Raw genomic sequence first — 17,116 nt, 5'->3', positions numbered from 1 at the left:
GGGAATGGGAGGAACTACAGGGCCCAGCCGAGCGACGCGGTGAACGCCACGCCGGGCTTGTATGTCTGCACCGTCACGTCTCCCTGGCGCAGGGTGACGGACGCGTTGAGGAGGTTCGCGGCGGTCAGCTTCAGCTGCGTCGCGCCGAGCTTCTGGGTGAGGCTGATGTCCACGCGGTGGAAGGGCCGCTCGTACACGTCCGGCAGGCCCTGCACGCCGACCTCGCTGATGCGCTGGCCGTACACGTTGTAGAGCACCGCCACATCCGTGCCGCTCTCCGGCCGCTCGTAGCCCACGTTCACGTTGACCACGTAGGGGGACTGGCCCTGGAGCGGACGGTCCTTGTTCGTCTGCGCGCCCAGCGCGGAGTCACCCAGGTCCACCTGTGACTGGATGAGCGTCAGGTTCGCGCCCACGCGCACCGGGCGCAGCGCGGGGCTGAAGCGCGCCAGCGACGTACGCGCCTCCAGCTCCACGCCGTAGCTGTCCGCGCCCGCGGCGTTCTCGAAGCCCAGGTCGCCCGAGTCAGGGTTGCGGATGACGCGCTCGATGGGGTTCTGGAAGCGCTTGTAGAAGGCGCTCGCGGCAAGCACGTCGTTCTCGCCCACGAACCACTCGGCGCGGAGGTCCACGTTGTGGATGCGCGTCTCCAGCAGGTCGGGGTTGCCGGACACGTTCCGGCGGCGCACGAAGTCGAAGAAGATGAAGGGCGCCAGCTCGCGGAAGGTGGGCCGCGCCAGCGTGTAGCTGTAGCCCGCGCGCAGGTTCACTTCCGGGGACAGCGCGTAGGTCGCGTTGAGCGACGGCAGCACGTCCAGGTAGTTCTGGTCCGCGCCGCCGGAGTCGCTCTCCACGCCGGTGAACGGGTCCTTGAGCGTCAGCTGCTGGTTGGATGCCTCCAGGCGCACGCCGCCCACCAGGCGCAGCGGCTCCACGGGCTTGTAGTCCGCGGACACATAGCCGGCGTAGATGCCCAGGAAGGCGTTGTAGGCGTCATCCGCGCGCGTCGTCTCACGCACGCTGATGGAGGTGCCCACGTTGTCCGGCGAGAAGAGCCGCTCGGGGGACTGGGTGCGGTCCACCGGCTCGTTGGTGAGCAGGTAGCGGAAGCGGCGCGCGTTGAAGTCGCGGAAGGACACCTGCGTGAGGCCGCCCACCTTCAGGCGGAAGTCGGAGGTGAAGGGCAGGGTGAGGTTGAGGCTGCCGCCGGTGGACGTCTCGCCCAGCTCCGCGAAGAAGCGCTCGCCGCTGTTGGGCTGGTTGGGGAAGGACAGCTGCGCGTCCGGGTTGTTGAGGGCGGCGCTGTAGAGCGTGTCGCGCGTGTCGGGCTCGTCGCGGTCCACGCGAGAGATGTTGGCCTGCCAGTCCACCTCGGAGTCGCCCAGCAGCCCCAGGCGGTGGAAGCCGCGCAGCTGCGTGAAGGACAGCGCGCGGGTGATGAACTGGAGGCGGGTGCTGGCGTAGGTGTCGCCGCGCACGTTGTTGTTGCCGTTGGCGGTGTACGTGCGCGTGTCGGTGCCGCGCGTGTAGAGGCTGAAGAGGGTCAGCTCGTTGTCGCGGTCGAACTGGTAGCCCACGCTGGCCAGGCCGCTGAGGTTCGCGGTGGAGAAGCCCTGCGTGGTGCGCGCGACGTCCTGGGAGATGAGGCTGCCGGACTCGTCGCGGGCCGCGCGGGCGAAGTCACCCGTCTGCACGCCGTCGCGGTGGCCGTAGTTGACGGTGGCCAGGTAGCCCAGGCGCTGGTTGCCGAAGCGCAGCGTGTCACCCAGGGACGCGCCCAGGCCCATATTGGGGACGGCGCGCGTGGTGCGCTTCTCCCAGACGTTGGAGAAGCTCTCCCACTGGCTCTCCAGTTGCTGCGCCGTCTCGCCGCCCGCGCCCAGGCGGTGGTCGCGGGGGAGCGCGTCCGGCAGGGAGCGGTCGGAGGAAGCGAAGCCCAGCGTCTCGCCGAAGCCGCCCTGCGCCTGCGAGTTGCGCTCGCGGAAGGTGGTGACGGTGTCACCGCCCAGGGTGAGGCGCGGCTTGAACTCGAACTGGGAGGGATAGGTGTTGGTCTCGATGAGCAGCGTGCCGCCGCCGAAGGTGCCCGGCAGATCCGGCGTGTAGCTCTTCACCACGTTGAGGTTGGCGAGCAGGCTGGTGGGGAACAGGTCAAGCGGCACGCTGGGCTCGTCCGGCTCCGGGCTGGGCAGGAGCGCGCCGTTGAGGAGCGTGGTGGCATAGCGGCCACCCAGGCCGCGCAGCAGCACGTAGCGGCCGTCCACCACCGTGGCGCTGACCACGCGCTTCACGGCGTCACCGGCGCTGGAGTCCGGCGTGCGGGCGATTTCCTGCGCGCTGATGGCGTCGGAGACGGCGGCGGCCTTCTTGCGGTCCTGGAGCAGGGCGCCTTCCGCGCGGCGGTCGGAGCGGGCCTCGACGACGACCTCCTGCACCGCGCCCACGTCCGTGCTGAGCGCGACGTCCAGCTTCGTGGCCTTGCCCTGCGTGACGACGACGCCCGTGATGCGGCGGCCTTGGTACACGTCGTAGAAGGCGCGCAGGTCGTACTTGCCCGGCGGCAGCGCGAGCCGGTAGTTGCCGTCCAGGTCCGTGAGGGCCTGCTTGTCGGCGCCCGTCACGACCTTCACGGTGGCCTCGATGAGGCCTTCCCCGTTGGCCTCGTCCGTCAGCCGGCCGTAGATGCCGGTGAAGCCCGCAGGCGGCGTGGAGGATTCGGCCAGGGCCTCATCGTCCATGGCCGCTTCATCGGAAGCAGTGGCCTCGTCGGAAGGCGTGGTGTCGTCGGCCGGCGTCCCGGACTGAGCGGCGGCCGGAGCGGAAGGATCCGCAGGCTGCGAGGCCTGCGCGGGAGCGGAAGGATTCGTGGGCTGCGAGGCCTGCGCGGGAGCAGAGGGCTGTGCGGCCTGCGATGGATCCGCGTTGCCGTGCTGCGCGGGAAGCGGGTTCGCGGCGCTGCCGGGCTGCGTGCCGAGGGACGGCGCGGGACTGGTGGGCAGCGCGCCGTCCGGCTGCGACGGGGCGGAAGTCGCGGGCGTGCTGCCCGGCGGAGGGGGAATCTCTCCGGCCGGCTGCTGGCCGGGAGACGCGGAGGGCGAAGGCGCGGCGGGCGCGGTGGAGTCCGCGCCGGGCGCCTGCGCGAAGGCAGGCAGGGTGATGAGCACGAGTGACGCGACGAATGCGCGCACGAAGCTTGAACGAGACAACACGGCTCTCCTTGCCGACAGCGACGCGCACTCAACGCGACGCCCGTGGCATTGGGATGAAGGGTTTGTGACGTCTGTGGCGGCGGCGGGAAAACTCGGCGTCACGAACCGCGCGCGGCTTCACGAGCCGCGCGCGGGGCGCCTGGAGTCAGTCCGCCAGTCGTTCCGGCAGCACGGCGACGGTGATGTTTCCGCCTCGCGCCAGGTCCAGCACTTCCATGGCGCTTCCGTACGGCACCGCGTCGCTCGCGTCGAAGAAGACGATCTTGTCCGCGCGCGCGTTCAGCATGCGCTGCAGGCGGACCACCACCTGGTCGCGCGGAACCTCTTCGTGGTTGATGCGCAGCGTGCCGGCCTTGTCCACCGTGAGCACCACCGGCGGCTTCGCGTCCGGAGGCGGAGGCGTGGTGTCCTCCTTCTTGTCCGGCTTCGCGGGCACGTTCATCCACAGGTTCTTGGTCATCAGCGGCGTGACGACCATGAAGATGATCAGGAGGACGAGCACCACGTCCACCAGGGGCGTCACGTTCATCGTGGGGCGGACGCCGCCGCCCTTGTTGCCACCGACGTCGAAAGCCATGGCGCGTGCCTCCCCTTCAGTTCTTCTTCCGGTCGATGACCTGGAGACTGATGCCCGGGAACCCGATGTCCTGCATCGCCTTGAACACGCCGCGCACCTGCGCGTACGCCACGCCCCGGTCCGCCTTGAGCACCACGGGCGCGTCCGGCTTCGCCTGGTGCAGCGCCTTCAGCTCCACCACCAGCGCGTCCCGGGTCAGCTGCTTGCGGTCCAGGTAGAACGACCCGTTGGACGCCAAGCTCACCGTGGTGGGCTCCAGGTTCTTGTTCTCCGCGTCCGGGTTCATCGCCGCGGGCAGGTCCACCGCGGCGCCGGCCTCCAGCTGCGGCGTGACGACCATGAAGATGATCAGGAGGACGAGCACCACGTCCACCAGCGGCGTCACGTTCATCTCCGGCGTGAGGCTGCTCTTACGCGTGGCCGACATCGCCCGCCTCGGTCCGCGTGGAGACGACGTCCGTGGCGCCGTGCGAGCCGCCGTGGGCCGCCGCCGCGCGCTTGTCGCCAGCCATGTCCTCCAGGTGGTCCATGAACTCGCTGCGGGCCTGCTCCAGGGAGAGCAGCAGCGCGTCCGCGCGGGTGGACAGGAAGTTGAACATCAGCACCGCGGGAATCGCGACCAGCAGGCCCAGCGCCGTGACGACGAGCGCCTCCGCGATACCGGCGGACACCGCGCCCAGGCCACCGGAGCCCTCCTTCGCGATACCGGCGAAGGCCTCGATGATGCCCACCACCGTGCCGAGCAGTCCGACGAACGGCGCCACCGAACCCACCGTGGCCAGCACCGACATGCCCCGGCGCACGTCCGCGGTGATGCGCTCGTTGATGCGCACCAGGTCGCGCCGCGTGAGCTCCACCGCGCCCAGCTTCCCGGCGGGAGCGCGGGACTTCGCGAGGAACGTCTTCATGCCGCCGCCCAGCATCATCGCCAGGTGGCTGCTCTTGTTGCCGTCCGCCTCCTTCACCAGCGCGTCGTGCTGCTGCTGCGCGAGCAGCGGACCGGCGCGGCCCGCGAACTGGCGGGACGCGGCGCGCGAGCGGAAGTAGACGAACAGGCGCTCGAAGAAGACCGCCAGCGACGCGACCGCGAAGGCGATCAGCGTCCAGGCGATGCCCAGGGCGAAGACGCCCATGTGCGCGTAGATTTCCTTGAGATTGAAGTTCATGGCTGTGGCTTTCCGAAGGGGGAGGAAGGCGTCAGGACTTGAGGCGGAACGGGACCTTGAAGATGCGGAAGACGGCGGTCGGCTGACCGGACACGACGGCGGGCTTGAAGCGCCACGTGCGCGCGGCGGCCAGCGCGGCGCTGGCGAAGGGCTCATCGCCGCGCATCACCTTGAGGCCGGTGACGCGGCCGTCGACCTCGACGACGCCCTTGAGGATGACCATGCCCTCCAGCCCCTTGGAGCGAGCGTCGGACGGGTATTCGGGGATGAGGTTCGAGGCCAGCGGCTCCGGCGGCGTCCCCGCCTCCGGGAGATTGATGGGCTGCGCGCGGCCACCACCGATGGCCATGCCCTCGCCGCTGCCGGTGCCACCCACCACACCACCAGGGACGAGCGTGCCCGTGCCACCGACGGCCATGGGCGCCGCGGCGACGACCTCCTTCTCAGCCTCGGGCGGCTTGTCGAGCGGCACCGCGTCCGGGGCCTTCAGCGGCGCGGGAGCGACGGTGGGCATCGCCGCGGGCGGAGGAGCGGCCTTGGCGACAGGCGGCGCGGCGCGGGGCGGCGGCTTCGCGACGGGCGGAGGCGGGGGCGGCGGCTTCACCTCCACGACGGGAGGCGGCGGAGGCGGAGGGGGACGGAAGACGACGTCCACCTTCTTCTCCTTGATGACTTCCTTCACCGTGTTGGCCGCGGTCATCGCCGCCACGGCGATGAGTCCGAAGACGGCGACCGACGCGGTGGTGGAGAGCGCGAACCGCCGGGCGGCGGGGGCGCTGGAAGCGCTGTCGAACGTTTCGAACATGACGGGGACGCATATAGCGACACCGTGTGTCACGAAGGTTCAGGCTCCGTGACACTTTGCCCCCGGCCTTGTTTCGATTGGGTCACGAACCGCGAGCGTTCAAAAATCCGCGCGGCAGGTGAGTCACGGTCTTGTCGGAAATCACCGCCGTGGGCGTTCCGTGACGCCGCGTCTGCCACAACAGCGCGATCAGCAGCGCGGAGTACACCACCGCGAACGGCCGGAAGAGCAACACGTGCCGGGCCCACTCCGCGCCCAACACCGCGTCGGACACGACCATGCCAATGAGGGCCACTCCGGCCACGCACGCCTGTCCCAGCCGCGAGCGTCCCTCCAGCGCCGCGCGGATCACCGGCCACGCGAGCAGGTAGTTCGCGCGCCACGCCAACGGTGACAAAAGCGTCACGCCCAGGCAGCAGAACGCGAGCAGCTCCACCGGACCGGGCCGTGCCCACACGAGCGCACAGATGAACAACCCCATCGCCACGACCTGCGCCGCGGTCATCGCACCCGCGGGAGGCAGCGACTCCGGAGGCAGCACCAGCGACAGCAGCAGCGTGGGCAGGCCCTGCGGGTTATGGCCCAGCGCCCACGGTGGCGTGGTGCGCGCCAGGATCTCCGTCCACTCACGCAGCTGTGACAGCGTGCCCGTCCAGCCGTAGCGGCCCAGCGTGGGCAGCACCAGCAGGATGCCGAAGAGGGCGGTGGTCCCCACCACGCGCCAGTGCCGGCGCGCGAGGAAGAACAACCCCAGGAGCGCGGCCGGAGGCTTGAGCAGGCACGCCACGGCGAAGGCCGCGCCGGGGCCCCACGCTCGGCCCCGCTCCGCACCCACGGCCGCGAGCACCAGCAGCCACAGCAGCACGACGTCCACCTGGCCGTAGAAGATTTCGAAGGAGAACGCGGGCAGCAGCGCGGCGGTGGCGAGCACCGGAGCCCACGGCCACGGCGTGGCCTCTCCGTCCCTGGGCACCGCGCGGCGCGTGAGCACGGACACGGCGCCTAGCGCGAGCACGGAGCCCAGGTTCCACAGCGCCACGGCCACGCGCGGCGGCACGGCGGTGAAGGGCAGGAACAGGGGCGCGGTGACGGGCGCGTACTTGAACGGCATGGTGCCGTCCTCGGCGCGGTAGAGGTCCGTGCCCTCGCGGAAGCGCTCGGCGGCGGTGAGGTAGACGCGGAAGTCCGCGCCGCGCCGGGGATGTTGCCCCACCGCCACGGCCGCCACGGCGAGCACCAGCAACAGCGCCCACTCCACCTTCAGGGACGCGCGTTGGCGGGCGGGCTCAGCGGTGCTCATTCACGGACGGGGACACGGTGGGGCGCGCACCATTCCACGCGGGAGCGCCCCGCCGCAATCACAGGCCGTAGGCTTCCAGCAGCCGCAGCCACACCTCGCTCACGGTGGGGTACGACGGCACCGCGTGCCAGAGCGTGTCCAGCGGCACCTCGCCCGCGACGGCGATGGTGGCCGCGTGGATCATCTCGCCCACGCCCGGCCCGGTGAACGTGGCGCCCACGATGACCCGGCGCTGCTCGTCCACCACCAGCTTCGCCGTGCCCTTGAGGTCCTTGCCCATGACGGACGCGCCGGCCACGTCGCCCAGCTCGTACTGCACGGTCTTCACCGGCACGCCCGCCTTGCGCGCCTTGTCCTCGGTGAGGCCCACGCTGCCCACCTGCGGGTGCGTGAAGATGACCTGCGGCGTGGCCTTCGCGTCCGCCCACGCCTTCGCGGGCTTGCCCAAGAGGACGTCGCCCAACAGCCGCGCCTGGTACTTGCCCATGTGCGTGAGCAGGTTTCGGCCGTTCGCGTCGCCGCACGCGTACAGCCAGCCGCCGTCCACACCCGTGGCGCGGAGCTGATCATCCACTTCGATGGATGCGCCGGGCTTGAGCCCCACCGTGTCCAGGCCCAGGTCGTCCGTGCGCGCGGTGCGGCCCATGGCGACGAGCAGCGCGTCCGCGCGCAGCGTGTCCCCGCCGGTCAGCGTGATGGTGTATTCGCCCTGGGCGCCGGAGCGCTGCACCTTGGTGGCCTGCGTCTCCAGCAGCACTCGCACGCCGGAGTCGCGCAGCGCCTCGGCCACCTGCTCGCCCACGAAGGGCTCGAAGCGCTTGAGCACGCGGGGCCCGCGCTGCACCAGCGTCACCTCCGAGCCCAGCTCGCGCCACGCCTGCGCCAGCTCCACCGCCTCCACGCCGCCACCCAGCACCACCAGCCGGCCCGGCACGGCCTTGGCGCCGGTGCCCTCGCGGTTGTCCCACGGCTTGGAGTCCTTCAGGCCCGGGATGTCCGGCAAGCGCGGCTTGCTGCCCGTGGAGATGACGACGGCCTGCTTCGCCTCCAGCTCGCGCACCTTGCCGTCCTTGCCCGTGACGGCCACCTTGCGCGGACCGGTGAGCCGGCCGTGGCCGCGCATGACGGTGAGCTTCGCGCCCTCCGCCCACTTCACCTGCGACCTGTCGTCGTAGCCGGACACCATCTGGTCGCGGTGCTTGAGCACGGCGTCCGCCTTGAGCGGGCCCTGGATGAGCTCGCGCACGCCGGGCGTGTGCTTCGCGAGCCACAGCGTCTCGCTGGGGTGCAGCAGCGCCTTGCTGGGCATGCAGGCCCAGTAGGAGCACTCGCCGCCCAGGAGCTCGTGCTCCACCAGCGCGACCTTCAACCCCCCCGCCGCCGCGCGCGCGCCCGCGTTCTCACCCGCGGGACCCGCTCCAATCACCACCACGTCGAAAGTCTCGGCCATGACCCCTCCCGCCCCCTGCTTGCCCGGGGACGGCCGTCACGCCAATCCGACTGGCGCCGCGCGTCGGATGGTGGATGGAACGGCTGGTCACCAGAGGACAGCACCTCCTTTTGTCAGGACCTGGAAGGCCACCGCGTCAGGGCGCGCATGGATGCGTGTGTTCCCCGCGTCCGGTGGAAGGTCCGCGCGTCGGGTGCGCGGCGGGAGGTGTGCCATGGGACGTGTCGCCAAGGTGGTCTCGGTCCGCTCCGCGGGGTCGCGCTTCTAGCGTCACCGGCGGTGTCCAGCGCCCGTCCGAAGACAGCGCCCGTGCGAGCGCTGTCGCGGCCGTGGAGGACGCCTCCGACGTGAGGTCCAGACGGCGTGTCCGCGCGGTGTCGTTCGCGTGCACACCCGGCCGTGCTCCGGCACGGCCCGCAGGAATCCGTCTTCGTTCATGTCCTCTTCCAAGCATCGCCGTACCCGCGCGTCCGTCCGGCGCTCGGGCTCCTCGCTGTTCCATTCCGAAGCTCCGTCCGCGCGTCACCTGCGCGTCCAGTCCACCCTCTCCGAGGACGTCTCGCTGCTCTTCCGGAGCGAGCTGTCCGACCCCATGCTCGAAGGCGTCGCGCTGACGTCGTGCGAGCTGTCCCCCGAAGGCCGCACCGTGCGCATCGGCTACTCGCTGCCGCACGACGCGGACCCCGCCGCGGTGAAGGAGGCCCTCGCCCGTGCGGAGGGCTTCCTGCGCTCTCGGCTCGCGCAGCACCTGAACCTCAAGCGCACCCCGCACCTGCGCTTCGTCCTCGTGGGCACCGCCCCACGCACGGAAACCGAGGACGGCGAAGGGGGTGACGCATGATGCCCCGCATTCTCGAAGTCCCACCCGGCGCCGTGCCCCTCCTCGCCTGGGCGCGCACGGTGCCCGAGGCGGCCCTGAAGCAGCTCCAGCGGCTGGCCGCGCAGCCCTACGTCACGGAGCACGTGGCGGTGATGCCGGACGTGCACCTCGCGTCTGGCGTGGCGGTGGGCACCGTCTTCGCCACGGAAGCCCACGTCGTCCCCGGCGCGCTGGGCAACGACCTGGGCTGCGGCGTGAGCGCGCACCGCTTCGCCTTCCCCGCCGCTTCACTCTCGCGCGCGGACCTGGAGCGGCTCCTGTCCCAGCTCGCCCGGGTCATCCCGGTGGGAGACGCGGTGCACCGGGGACGGGGGCTGCCCCTGCCGCCGGGGCTCGAAGCTCCCCCGCTGTCCACCCACAAGCTCGCCCGTGCCTGGGAACGGCTGGCGCCACGCCACCTGGGCACGCTCGGTGGGGGCAACCACTTCCTGGAGCTGGACCGCGACGGGGCAGGGGACCTCTGGCTGCTCATCCACTCCGGCTCGCGGGGCGTGGGGGGCGCCGTGGGGGAACACCACCAGCGCGTGGCCCAGGTTCTGGGACAGGGCACGCCGCCCGCGCTCGACATTGGCACCGAAGCGGGCCGGGCCTGTGTGAATGACCTGGACCTGGCGTGCCGTTTCGCCCGAGCGAACCGGGACCAGCTCGCGGCCCGGGCCCTGGCGGTGCTGGCGGACGTGCTGGGCGTGGCCCCGGACCCGGACCGCACCGTGGACGTGCACCACAACCACGTCGCCTCCGAGACGCACTTCGGCCGCTCGCTCTGGGTCCACCGCAAGGGCGCGGTGGGGCTGGAGGCCGGGGCCCGGGGGCTCATCCCCGGCTCCATGGGCACGGCCTCCTACGTCGTCGAAGGCCTCGCGGAGCCCCGTGCCTTCCGCTCCTGCTCGCACGGCGCGGGCCGCGTGCTCACCCGCACGGAGGCCCGGGCCCGCATCCGCACGGACGCCCTGGTCCACGCCCTGCGCCGCGTGGTGTTCGACCCGGGCCGGACGCACACCCTGGTGGAGGAGGCGCCCGCCGCCTACCGGGACCTCTCCGAGGTGCTGGAGGACGAGGCGGACCTCGTGACGCCCCGCGTCCGGCTCACGCCCCTGGCCGTGCTGAAGGGCTGAAGGGGGACCGCACCTGTCGGGTGGATGACAGCCCGGCCCCCCGGCGGCCTTCCGAGTGGCGTCCGGGGGAGTGATCCACCCCCCGGACGCCATGGACTGAGGGGACCCGCGTCAGAGTGGGTTCCCGCGCCCGTCAAAGTGCCGTAGTATCGGCCCACGAGTACGCGTGCGAACCTGCTGGGGCGTCGTCTAATGGCAGGACGTCAGACTTTGACTCTGATTATCAAGGTTCGAATCCTTGCGCCCCAGCCACTCCGCTCCGGGGGGACGCGGTCAACGTCCGTCCGGAGGTAGAAGGCGGTGGGCTGATGCCGCAGAAGACGCTCCTGCTGGTCACCGTGGGCAGTCCACCGTCCGCGATCGTGAATGCCTTGCAGGATCCGCTGGCGACCCATCTGGGCGTCAGCGCGGTCGTGAGCCGGATGGCGCTGTCCTCCCCGGCCTACGCCTTCAACAAGGACCGCAGCCAGTACCACTGCAACGCCATCATGCGCCGGTTGGGCACGGTGCTGGATGAGGCGCCGCAGGACCTGGTGATGGGCGTGACGGACGCGGACCTCTTCGAACCGGACTCGCCCTTCGTCTTCGGGCAGGCGGACCGGGAGTCCAAGGTCGCGGTGATGAGCCTGTACCGGCTGCGCCAGGGCGCGGAGGGCGAAACGCTGCGCCGCCGCGTGCAGGTGGAGGCGGTGCACCAGGCCGGGCACCTCATCGGCCTGTCGTACTGCGAGGACTCGCGCTGCGTGATGTTCCTCCCGCAGTTCCCGCAGGACATCGACCGCAAGTCGCTGGGCCCCTGCAACGTCTGCCGCAACGAACTGAACCGCCTCAACCGCTGAAGGTGCGTGCGCGCTCCCGGACACGGGCGCGCGTGAATGCCTTCGTGCGCGTTGACGTCTTGTCCGGCGCGCCCTGTAGTGTTCGGGCGCGAAGCGCGTGTGACAGGGCCGGCACGGCGGGAGAGACAGCGATGATGGGCATGCGGCGATGGCTCGGCGGTGTGGTGGCGGTGGGGTTGTTGGGGGCGTGTGAGCCCACGGACTTTGGCGGTGGCGGCACCACGGGTGACGTCCTCTTCGACCGGGGCTTCGCCTTCGTGCGCGGCGACCGGAACATCTACGTGGTGGACGACGACGGCGACCCCAACAGTCCGCAGCGGCTGACGACGGCCGGCGGCGCGTACACGCCCTCCATCTCCAAGAGCGGCAACAGCATCGTGTTCGTGCAGCGCTCGGGCAGCACGTACTCGCTCCAGACGGTGCCCACCACGGGCGGGCCGGTGGCCACGCTGCTGAGCACCAACGACGCGGCATGCGGCAGTTGCACCAACTTCCGCGGGCCCACGTTCAGCCCGGACGGCCGCACCATCGTCTTCGCGTTCGAGCGGACGTCGGGAGCGCTGAGCTCGCTGGCGCGCATCGCGGTGGATGGCAGCGGCTTCGTGGAGCTGACGCCCAACGCGGGCATCGCCTTCGGGTCGCCGTCCTTCTTCCCCAGCGGCAACACGGTGGTGGCGCCCGCGGGCAACAATGCCTCCTTCTACAACCAGCTCGCGTTCGTGCCGGTGGGCGGAGGCTCCGCGCAGTCCGTGTTCATGAGCGGTGACGTGCTGGCCATCGCGAACCGCGCGGTCGTGTCCCCGGACGGGCGGCAGGTGGCGCTGGACGGGCGGCAGTCCAACGGCAGCACGCGCATCTTCGTGGGCAACGCGACGGCCTCGGGTATCAGCGGCGCCCTGCGGCGGCTGACGGACTACACGTCGAGCACCGTGGAGGAGAGCTTCCCCAGTTGGACGAGCAGCACGGAGCTGGGCTTCCTCTTCAACGACTCCGGCGGTGACCCGAGCATCTACCGCGCCCCGGTGTCCTCCGTGGCCAGCTCCGTGACGCTCGCGGTGCCCGCCGCGAACGAGCCCTTCTACGGGCCCAACTAAACCGCGCCCTGGGGCCGCGCGGTCCGGGACCCTTCAGCGCGCGTTCATCCACGTGATGAAGGCCAGGGTCAAGAGGACCGCGAGGCCGAAGATCCCGGTCAGGAGGTTGAGGCGCCCGCTCTCCACGTCCGCGCGCTGGTGCCTGTGGGGGGCGTCCGGCAGGTAGAGGAACTCCAGGGGGTCGCCCTCGGACACGGGCTGGGACGGCAACACGTGCCGGTGGAGCTTGTACTTGCCGTGGATCTCCGAACCGTCTGGCAGGCGGAAGACGTACTCCACGAACACGTGGTTCACGTTCAACCAGCTTTCGCGGATGCGGACCACCTTGCCCCGGGCGGGCCGTCCGCGCTCCCGCAGCGCCAGGGTGAGCCGGTGCTGGCGCACCAGCATCACCGTCAGCGACAGGGGCGCTCCCACGAAGAACACCATGAGCAGGATCGCATTGATGGGGAGCATGGATGCCTCAGGATGACGGGGGCGCGGACTCGAAGGCAACCCGGAGGGATTGGCCCTTCCCCCGTCATTGCAAGACGTGCCGTGGTGCTCCGCGCCGTCCGGCAGGGAGAAGACGGACGCCACGGTCCAGGACGAAGCGCGCCAGGGCCACCCTCTGGATGAGGGGGTTCACGGGGAGGGGGCTTCCCGTGCCACATCCTGCCGCTGCTGCTCCTGTACGGCATTCCGCGGAGGCTCGCCGGTCTGACGCAAGCCCTGAGAGGTGACGGGCTCCAGCGGGGCTCGCGCGTGGCCCTGCGTGGGGTGGGGCATCATCATCTGGTACACGATGTACCCGCCCACGACCATGACGAGCACCAGGACGACCATCGTGGCCACGAGCGTGAGCAGCCCGACTTCCGCCCCTGCGCGTTGATGCTGGCGGGGGTCGTCCGGGAGGTAGGTGACTTCGAGTGGGTCCCCCACCGAGGGATGCGAGCGCAGGGGGCGCCTGCTCAGGCGGAGCGCCTCGTGGTGCTCCGAACCGTCCGGCAGATGGAAGACGTACTCCATGACCACGGAGTTCGACAGGAAGTCCGTGCGCAGGTTGACGACCTCGCCCGGAGCGCGCAGTCCCCGCGCTCGCAGCTCCCGGGTGAGCCGGTGCTGGCGCAGCACCCTCACCATGGTGAACAGGCAGGCCCCCGGGAGGATGGCCCAGATCAGGAACCCGAAGATGAAGGTCATGAATCCTTCAGGATGGGGGAGGGAGGGAGGGGGAGGCAACCTGGGGCGTGTCTGTCTCGGCCCTCGCCAGCAGGGCCACCCCTCCGATGAGGGTGAGGAACACCTCCACGAAGCTGAGGAACAGGGCGAGTCCCAGCGACATCACCCCGTGGCCCTCCGGGAAGCTGCGGCGCGGGTCGCTCTGGCCATATTGCACCTGGACGCGGTCCCCGGGGCGCAGCCGCTTCCACAGCGCCGAGGAGATGTGGCGCCGGTGCTCCTGTCGCTCACCGCCCTGGGGCGTGAAGGCGTAGACCAGGATGTAGTCACTGTCGTCCGAGGCCGCGAAGAACTCCTTCTTCACCACCGTGCCTTCCGCGTGCAGCCCCTCCGCCAGGATGCCCATGTCCCGCCGGTACGACCCCCAGGTCAGCACCAGCATGGACGCCCCCAGCACCACGAACGTCGCACCCAGGACTCGCGCCGCGAAGAGAGCCACGCCGTGCCTCCTGCCCGCCCTTTAAGCGGGCACCCGGCGACGCGAAATGGCAATGCCCTCCGCGCCCCGCCGTAGAGCCAGCGCGCGGGTCCCTCCCTGGCGTCGCGTCCGCCGAACCGCCATGCTCCCGCGCGTCCTGTCCGGAGGTACGCACCGTGTCCCTGTTCGATGCCGTCGCCGCGGGTGACCGCGCCGCCCTGAGCGCCCAGCTCGACGCGGGCGCGGACCCCAACCCCTTCGACGCCGAGGGCCGTACGCCGCTGATGATGGCCGCGCGCTCGGGCCAGGACGACCTGGTGCAGGTGCTCCTGGAGGCCGGCGCGGACCCCACGCTGCCGGACTCCGTGGGCGAGACGCCCTTCGTCGCCGCCGCCGCCTATGGCCACCTCCGGGTCTGCGCACTGCTGTCCCCGCACGCCACCTCGGACGAGAAGGACATGGCGCGCACGCTGCTCAAGAACCAGGGCATCGACGAGATTCCCGCGCGTCCCTCGCGCGCTTCCGAGGTCTCGCCCGACGACTTCCGCCGCAAGCTCGCCTCCGCGGGCGCCTACGTCGCGGGCAAGCTGGGCGACGCCGGCGCCACGAAGCGCCTGGAGCGCGTGCTGCGCTCGGAGGGCAACGCGCCCAAGGGCCGCAAGTAGTCTCCCAGCCCTGAAAAGGCGAAGGGCCCGGCCGCTCCCATTTCGGGGAGCCACCGGGCCCTCGTCACATCAGTGGCCGGGAACCGCTACTCCGGCTTGGCGCTCACCACGGGGCTGGGGCTCACAGTGCCGCCCTTGTTGCTCGTCTCCATGGAGTCCGCGACCAGCTCGGTGATGTCCTTGATTTGAATCTGCTCACGGCCGGTGTCGTTCTTCGCGTCGTTGAGCATCGTGGAGCAGAACGGGCAGGCCACCGCGACGATGCCCTTGCCGCCCGGCTCCTTGTAGTCGCCCACCATGCCCGGCTTCTTCTTGTCCGCGGCGTCGGGGTAGGGCGTGTTGGGGTCCTCCGCGTGCTTGAGCGTGAGGGCCGCCTCGTTCATGCGGTTGTGGTTGATGCGCGTGCCGATGTGCTCTTCCATCCACATCCGGCCGCCACCGGCGCCGCAGCAGAAGCCCTCGCGCTGGCTGCGCTGCATCTCCACCACTTCCAGGCCCGGGATGCTCTTGAGCACTTCACGGGGCGCGTCGTACACGCCGTTGTGCCGGCCCAGGTAGCAGGGGTCGTGGTAGGTCAGCTTCGTTCCGGCGTTCATCACCGAGGACAGCTTGATGCGCTTGTCCTTGAGCAGCTCGTTGATGAGCTGCGTGTGGTTGATGACGCGGTACTCGCCGCCGAACTCCGGGTACTCGTTCTTGATGGTGTTGAAGCAGTGCGGGCACTGCGTGATGACCGCCTTCACGCCCATCGCGTTCCAGGACTCGACGTTCGTCTTGGCCAGCGTCTGGTACAGGTACTCGTTGCCCATGCGGCGCGCGGAGTCGCCGTTGCACATCTCCTGCTTGGACAGCGTCGCGAAGGACACGCCCGCCTCGCGCATGATCTTCACCAGCGCGCGGCTCACCTTCTTCTGCTTGTCGTCGTAGCTGCCCGCGCAGCCCACGAAGAACAGGTACTCGTACTCACCGCCGTCACCCCAGGTGGGCAGCGCCAGGTCCTCCGCCCACTCGTCGCGCCGGTCCTGGCCCAGGCCCCAGGGGTTGCCCTGGCGCTCCATGCCCTCGAACACGCGCTGGATCTCCGGCGGGAACTCCGCCTTCACCTGCACCTGGTAGCGGCGCATGTCGATGAGGCGCGGGACGTTCTCGATGAACACCGGGCAGGCCTGCTCGCACCAGCCGCAGCTCGTGCACGCCCACACCGTCTCCGCCTTCAGCGCGCTGCCGACGATCTCAGGCAGGGGCTCCTTCACGCCGTTGGGGCCGTAGCCCTCCTCCACCCAGCGCTCGTTGTCCCAGAGCCAGTGCTTCAGGTCCTGGTTCACGGCCTTGTGCGTGAGCGGCTTGCCCGTGATGTACGTGGGACAGTGCGTCTGGCACCGGCCGCACTCCGTACAGGAGTACAGGTCCAGGCCGTTCTTCCAGGTGAGGTCCTTCACCGTGGCGGCGCCGAACTCCTCCTTCTCCAGGTTGGGCGTGGACAGCTTGCCGGTGGAGTGCGTGCGCTGGAAGAAGACGTTGGGCAGGCCCGTGATGATGTGGAAGTGCTTGCCCAGCGGCAGGAAGTTCAGGAACGCCAGGATGATGGTCAGGTGGATGAAGAAGCCCGCCACGCCCAGCACGTGAGCGGTCGTGTGGCCCAGGGGCATCATCGCCAGGCCCATCATGCTGGTGACGGGCTCCCACCACACCATCGCGGCCGGCGCCGCCGGCACCTGCGTGGCGCCCATGGGCACCTGCTGCGCGGCGGCGTGCGCGGCCACCATGTGGCTGCCGCCGAACATGAACTCGGTGATCATCAGGCCCGCGATGAAGCCCAGGATGAGGTAGGCCTCCCAGGACTGGGACATGCGGTCCGGCTTCACCTTCCAGCGCGTCCACACGAAGTACGCCACGCCCGCGAGCGCCAGCGCCGCCACGATGTCCTTCACCAGCAGGTAGACCTTGTAGAGGCCCAAGAGCGGCGGCGCCACGTCCCACGCCGGGTGGGACAGGTCGGTGAGCACGTCCAGCGCGGTGGTCGAAAAGCCCATCACGAACAGCATCACGGTGCGCACCGCCAGCACCATGAACGCCGCGTAGATGAAGATGTGGAACAGGCCCGGCGTGAACTCCTCCGGATCCACCATGCGCTTCTGGCCCAACCCGAAGCGCACCAGCTGCGCCACGCGGTAGGGGATGTGGTCCAGCCGGTTCTCCTTCTTCATCGCGAGCAGCACGCCCACGCGGCCGGACATCGTGATGATGAAGATTGAGACTGCGCCTGCCAGCAGCAGGCCGGTGATGATGGGGTTCATGGAACCTCGGGACCCTCTGGGGCCGCACAGCGGCAACGCCGGTTGCTGCGACGCGGCAATTCTGGAGTGATTTTCAACCC

At 70.3% G+C, this 17,116-nt stretch carries 16 protein-coding genes and 1 tRNA gene; 6 read left to right on the top strand and 11 right to left on the bottom strand.

Features of this window, described 5'->3' with window-relative positions:
• Positions 1-14: 14 nt before the first annotated feature.
• The 7 genes from D7X30_RS24420 to D7X30_RS24390 form a co-directional block, all read right to left on the bottom strand.
• Positions 15-3,209 (bottom strand): TonB-dependent receptor domain-containing protein, encoded by a 3,195-nt coding sequence (locus D7X30_RS24420; protein ID WP_120565360.1) that lies wholly within the window; start codon positions 3,207-3,209, stop codon positions 15-17.
• Between the two features lie 145 nt (positions 3,210-3,354).
• Positions 3,355-3,786, bottom strand: a complete 432-nt coding sequence (locus D7X30_RS24415) for a biopolymer transporter ExbD (protein ID WP_120565359.1) — start codon at positions 3,784-3,786, stop codon at positions 3,355-3,357.
• 16 nt (positions 3,787-3,802) lie between these two features.
• Positions 3,803-4,213: a biopolymer transporter ExbD gene (locus D7X30_RS24410; protein WP_120565358.1), complete on the bottom strand. Its 411-nt coding sequence runs from the start codon at positions 4,211-4,213 to the stop codon at positions 3,803-3,805.
• A complete protein-coding gene (locus tag D7X30_RS24405) occupies positions 4,197-4,952 on the bottom strand; it encodes a MotA/TolQ/ExbB proton channel family protein (RefSeq protein WP_120565357.1) in 756 nt (251 codons plus the stop codon). The genes D7X30_RS24410 and D7X30_RS24405 overlap by 17 nt, the downstream gene beginning before the upstream one ends.
• Positions 4,953-4,983: 31 nt before the next feature.
• Positions 4,984-5,757: an energy transducer TonB gene (locus D7X30_RS24400; protein ID WP_120565356.1), complete on the bottom strand. Its 774-nt coding sequence runs from the start codon at positions 5,755-5,757 to the stop codon at positions 4,984-4,986.
• Positions 5,758-5,839: 82 nt separating this feature from the next.
• The gene (locus D7X30_RS24395) at positions 5,840-7,057 is read right to left on the bottom strand and encodes a glycosyltransferase family 87 protein (protein WP_199724538.1); all 1,218 of its coding nucleotides are present in this window, start codon (positions 7,055-7,057) and stop codon (positions 5,840-5,842) included.
• Between the two features lie 58 nt (positions 7,058-7,115).
• On the bottom strand, positions 7,116-8,507 hold the full coding sequence (locus D7X30_RS24390; RefSeq protein ID WP_120565355.1) for an NAD(P)/FAD-dependent oxidoreductase: 1,392 nt from the start codon (positions 8,505-8,507) through the stop codon (positions 7,116-7,118).
• Positions 8,508-8,943: 436 nt separating this feature from the next.
• Between D7X30_RS24390 and D7X30_RS24385 the strand changes: the two genes are divergently transcribed.
• The 5 genes from D7X30_RS24385 to D7X30_RS24365 all read left to right on the top strand — a co-directional run bounded on the left by D7X30_RS24385 (position 8,944) and on the right by D7X30_RS24365 (position 12,435).
• Entirely contained in the window at positions 8,944-9,348 is a 405-nt protein-coding gene (locus tag D7X30_RS24385) for a ribosome-binding factor A (protein WP_120565354.1), read from the top strand.
• Complete coding sequence (locus D7X30_RS24380; protein ID WP_120565353.1) at positions 9,345-10,502, top strand: RtcB family protein; 1,158 nt, start codon at positions 9,345-9,347, stop codon at positions 10,500-10,502. The genes D7X30_RS24385 and D7X30_RS24380 overlap by 4 nt, the downstream gene beginning before the upstream one ends.
• Before the next feature lie 178 nt (positions 10,503-10,680).
• A tRNA-Gln gene (locus D7X30_RS24375) sits at positions 10,681-10,754 on the top strand.
• Positions 10,755-10,810: 56 nt separating this feature from the next.
• Positions 10,811-11,341: a non-proteolytic archaemetzincin-like protein gene (locus D7X30_RS24370; protein ID WP_120565352.1), complete on the top strand. Its 531-nt coding sequence runs from the start codon at positions 10,811-10,813 to the stop codon at positions 11,339-11,341.
• 140 nt (positions 11,342-11,481) lie between these two features.
• A complete protein-coding gene (locus D7X30_RS24365; protein WP_370039896.1) occupies positions 11,482-12,435 on the top strand; it encodes a TolB family protein in 954 nt (317 codons plus the stop codon).
• A gap of 33 nt (positions 12,436-12,468) precedes the next feature.
• Here the strand turns inward: D7X30_RS24365 and D7X30_RS24360 are convergent, their stop codons facing one another.
• From D7X30_RS24360 to D7X30_RS24350, 3 genes are all read right to left on the bottom strand, one after another.
• A complete protein-coding gene (locus tag D7X30_RS24360; RefSeq protein ID WP_120565350.1) occupies positions 12,469-12,891 on the bottom strand; it encodes a DUF3592 domain-containing protein in 423 nt (140 codons plus the stop codon).
• A 168-nt stretch (positions 12,892-13,059) separates the two neighbouring features.
• Positions 13,060-13,617: a DUF3592 domain-containing protein gene (locus D7X30_RS24355; RefSeq protein WP_120565349.1), complete on the bottom strand. Its 558-nt coding sequence runs from the start codon at positions 13,615-13,617 to the stop codon at positions 13,060-13,062.
• 7 nt (positions 13,618-13,624) lie between these two features.
• A complete protein-coding gene (locus tag D7X30_RS24350) occupies positions 13,625-14,095 on the bottom strand; it encodes a DUF3592 domain-containing protein (RefSeq protein WP_120565348.1) in 471 nt (156 codons plus the stop codon).
• A gap of 155 nt (positions 14,096-14,250) precedes the next feature.
• Between D7X30_RS24350 and D7X30_RS24345 the strand changes: the two genes are divergently transcribed.
• Positions 14,251-14,739, top strand: coding sequence for an ankyrin repeat domain-containing protein (locus tag D7X30_RS24345; RefSeq protein ID WP_120565347.1), 489 nt, complete (start codon positions 14,251-14,253; stop codon positions 14,737-14,739).
• Positions 14,740-14,825: 86 nt separating this feature from the next.
• Here the strand turns inward: D7X30_RS24345 and D7X30_RS24340 are convergent, their stop codons facing one another.
• Positions 14,826-17,036, bottom strand: coding sequence for a (Fe-S)-binding protein (locus D7X30_RS24340; protein ID WP_120565346.1), 2,211 nt, complete (start codon positions 17,034-17,036; stop codon positions 14,826-14,828).
• Positions 17,037-17,116 lie beyond the last annotated feature (80 nt).

The sequence above is a fragment of the Corallococcus sp. AB011P genome (genome assembly GCF_003611605.1).
Taxonomy (GTDB): Bacteria; Myxococcota; Myxococcia; order Myxococcales; family Myxococcaceae; genus Corallococcus; species Corallococcus coralloides.
This window is presented reverse-complemented; position numbering and strand designations above follow the sequence as displayed.

Coding starts and splice junctions, on each gene's coding strand:
- D7X30_RS24415 (WP_120565359.1), bottom strand. CDS start 3,786: ATGGCTTTCGACGTCGGTGGCAACAAGGGCGGCGGCGTCCGCCCCACG.
- D7X30_RS24410 (WP_120565358.1), bottom strand. CDS start 4,213: ATGTCGGCCACGCGTAAGAGCAGCCTCACGCCGGAGATGAACGTGACG.
- D7X30_RS24405 (WP_120565357.1), bottom strand. CDS start 4,952: ATGAACTTCAATCTCAAGGAAATCTACGCGCACATGGGCGTCTTCGCC.
- D7X30_RS24400 (WP_120565356.1), bottom strand. CDS start 5,757: ATGTTCGAAACGTTCGACAGCGCTTCCAGCGCCCCCGCCGCCCGGCGG.
- D7X30_RS24395 (WP_199724538.1), bottom strand. CDS start 7,057: ATGAGCACCGCTGAGCCCGCCCGCCAACGCGCGTCCCTGAAGGTGGAG.
- D7X30_RS24390 (WP_120565355.1), bottom strand. CDS start 8,507: ATGGCCGAGACTTTCGACGTGGTGGTGATTGGAGCGGGTCCCGCGGGT.
- D7X30_RS24385 (WP_120565354.1), top strand. CDS start 8,944: ATGTCCTCTTCCAAGCATCGCCGTACCCGCGCGTCCGTCCGGCGCTCG.
- D7X30_RS24380 (WP_120565353.1), top strand. CDS start 9,345: ATGATGCCCCGCATTCTCGAAGTCCCACCCGGCGCCGTGCCCCTCCTC.
- D7X30_RS24370 (WP_120565352.1), top strand. CDS start 10,811: ATGCCGCAGAAGACGCTCCTGCTGGTCACCGTGGGCAGTCCACCGTCC.
- D7X30_RS24365 (WP_370039896.1), top strand. CDS start 11,482: ATGCGGCGATGGCTCGGCGGTGTGGTGGCGGTGGGGTTGTTGGGGGCG.
- D7X30_RS24360 (WP_120565350.1), bottom strand. CDS start 12,891: ATGCTCCCCATCAATGCGATCCTGCTCATGGTGTTCTTCGTGGGAGCG.
- D7X30_RS24355 (WP_120565349.1), bottom strand. CDS start 13,617: ATGACCTTCATCTTCGGGTTCCTGATCTGGGCCATCCTCCCGGGGGCC.
- D7X30_RS24340 (WP_120565346.1), bottom strand. CDS start 17,036: ATGAACCCCATCATCACCGGCCTGCTGCTGGCAGGCGCAGTCTCAATC.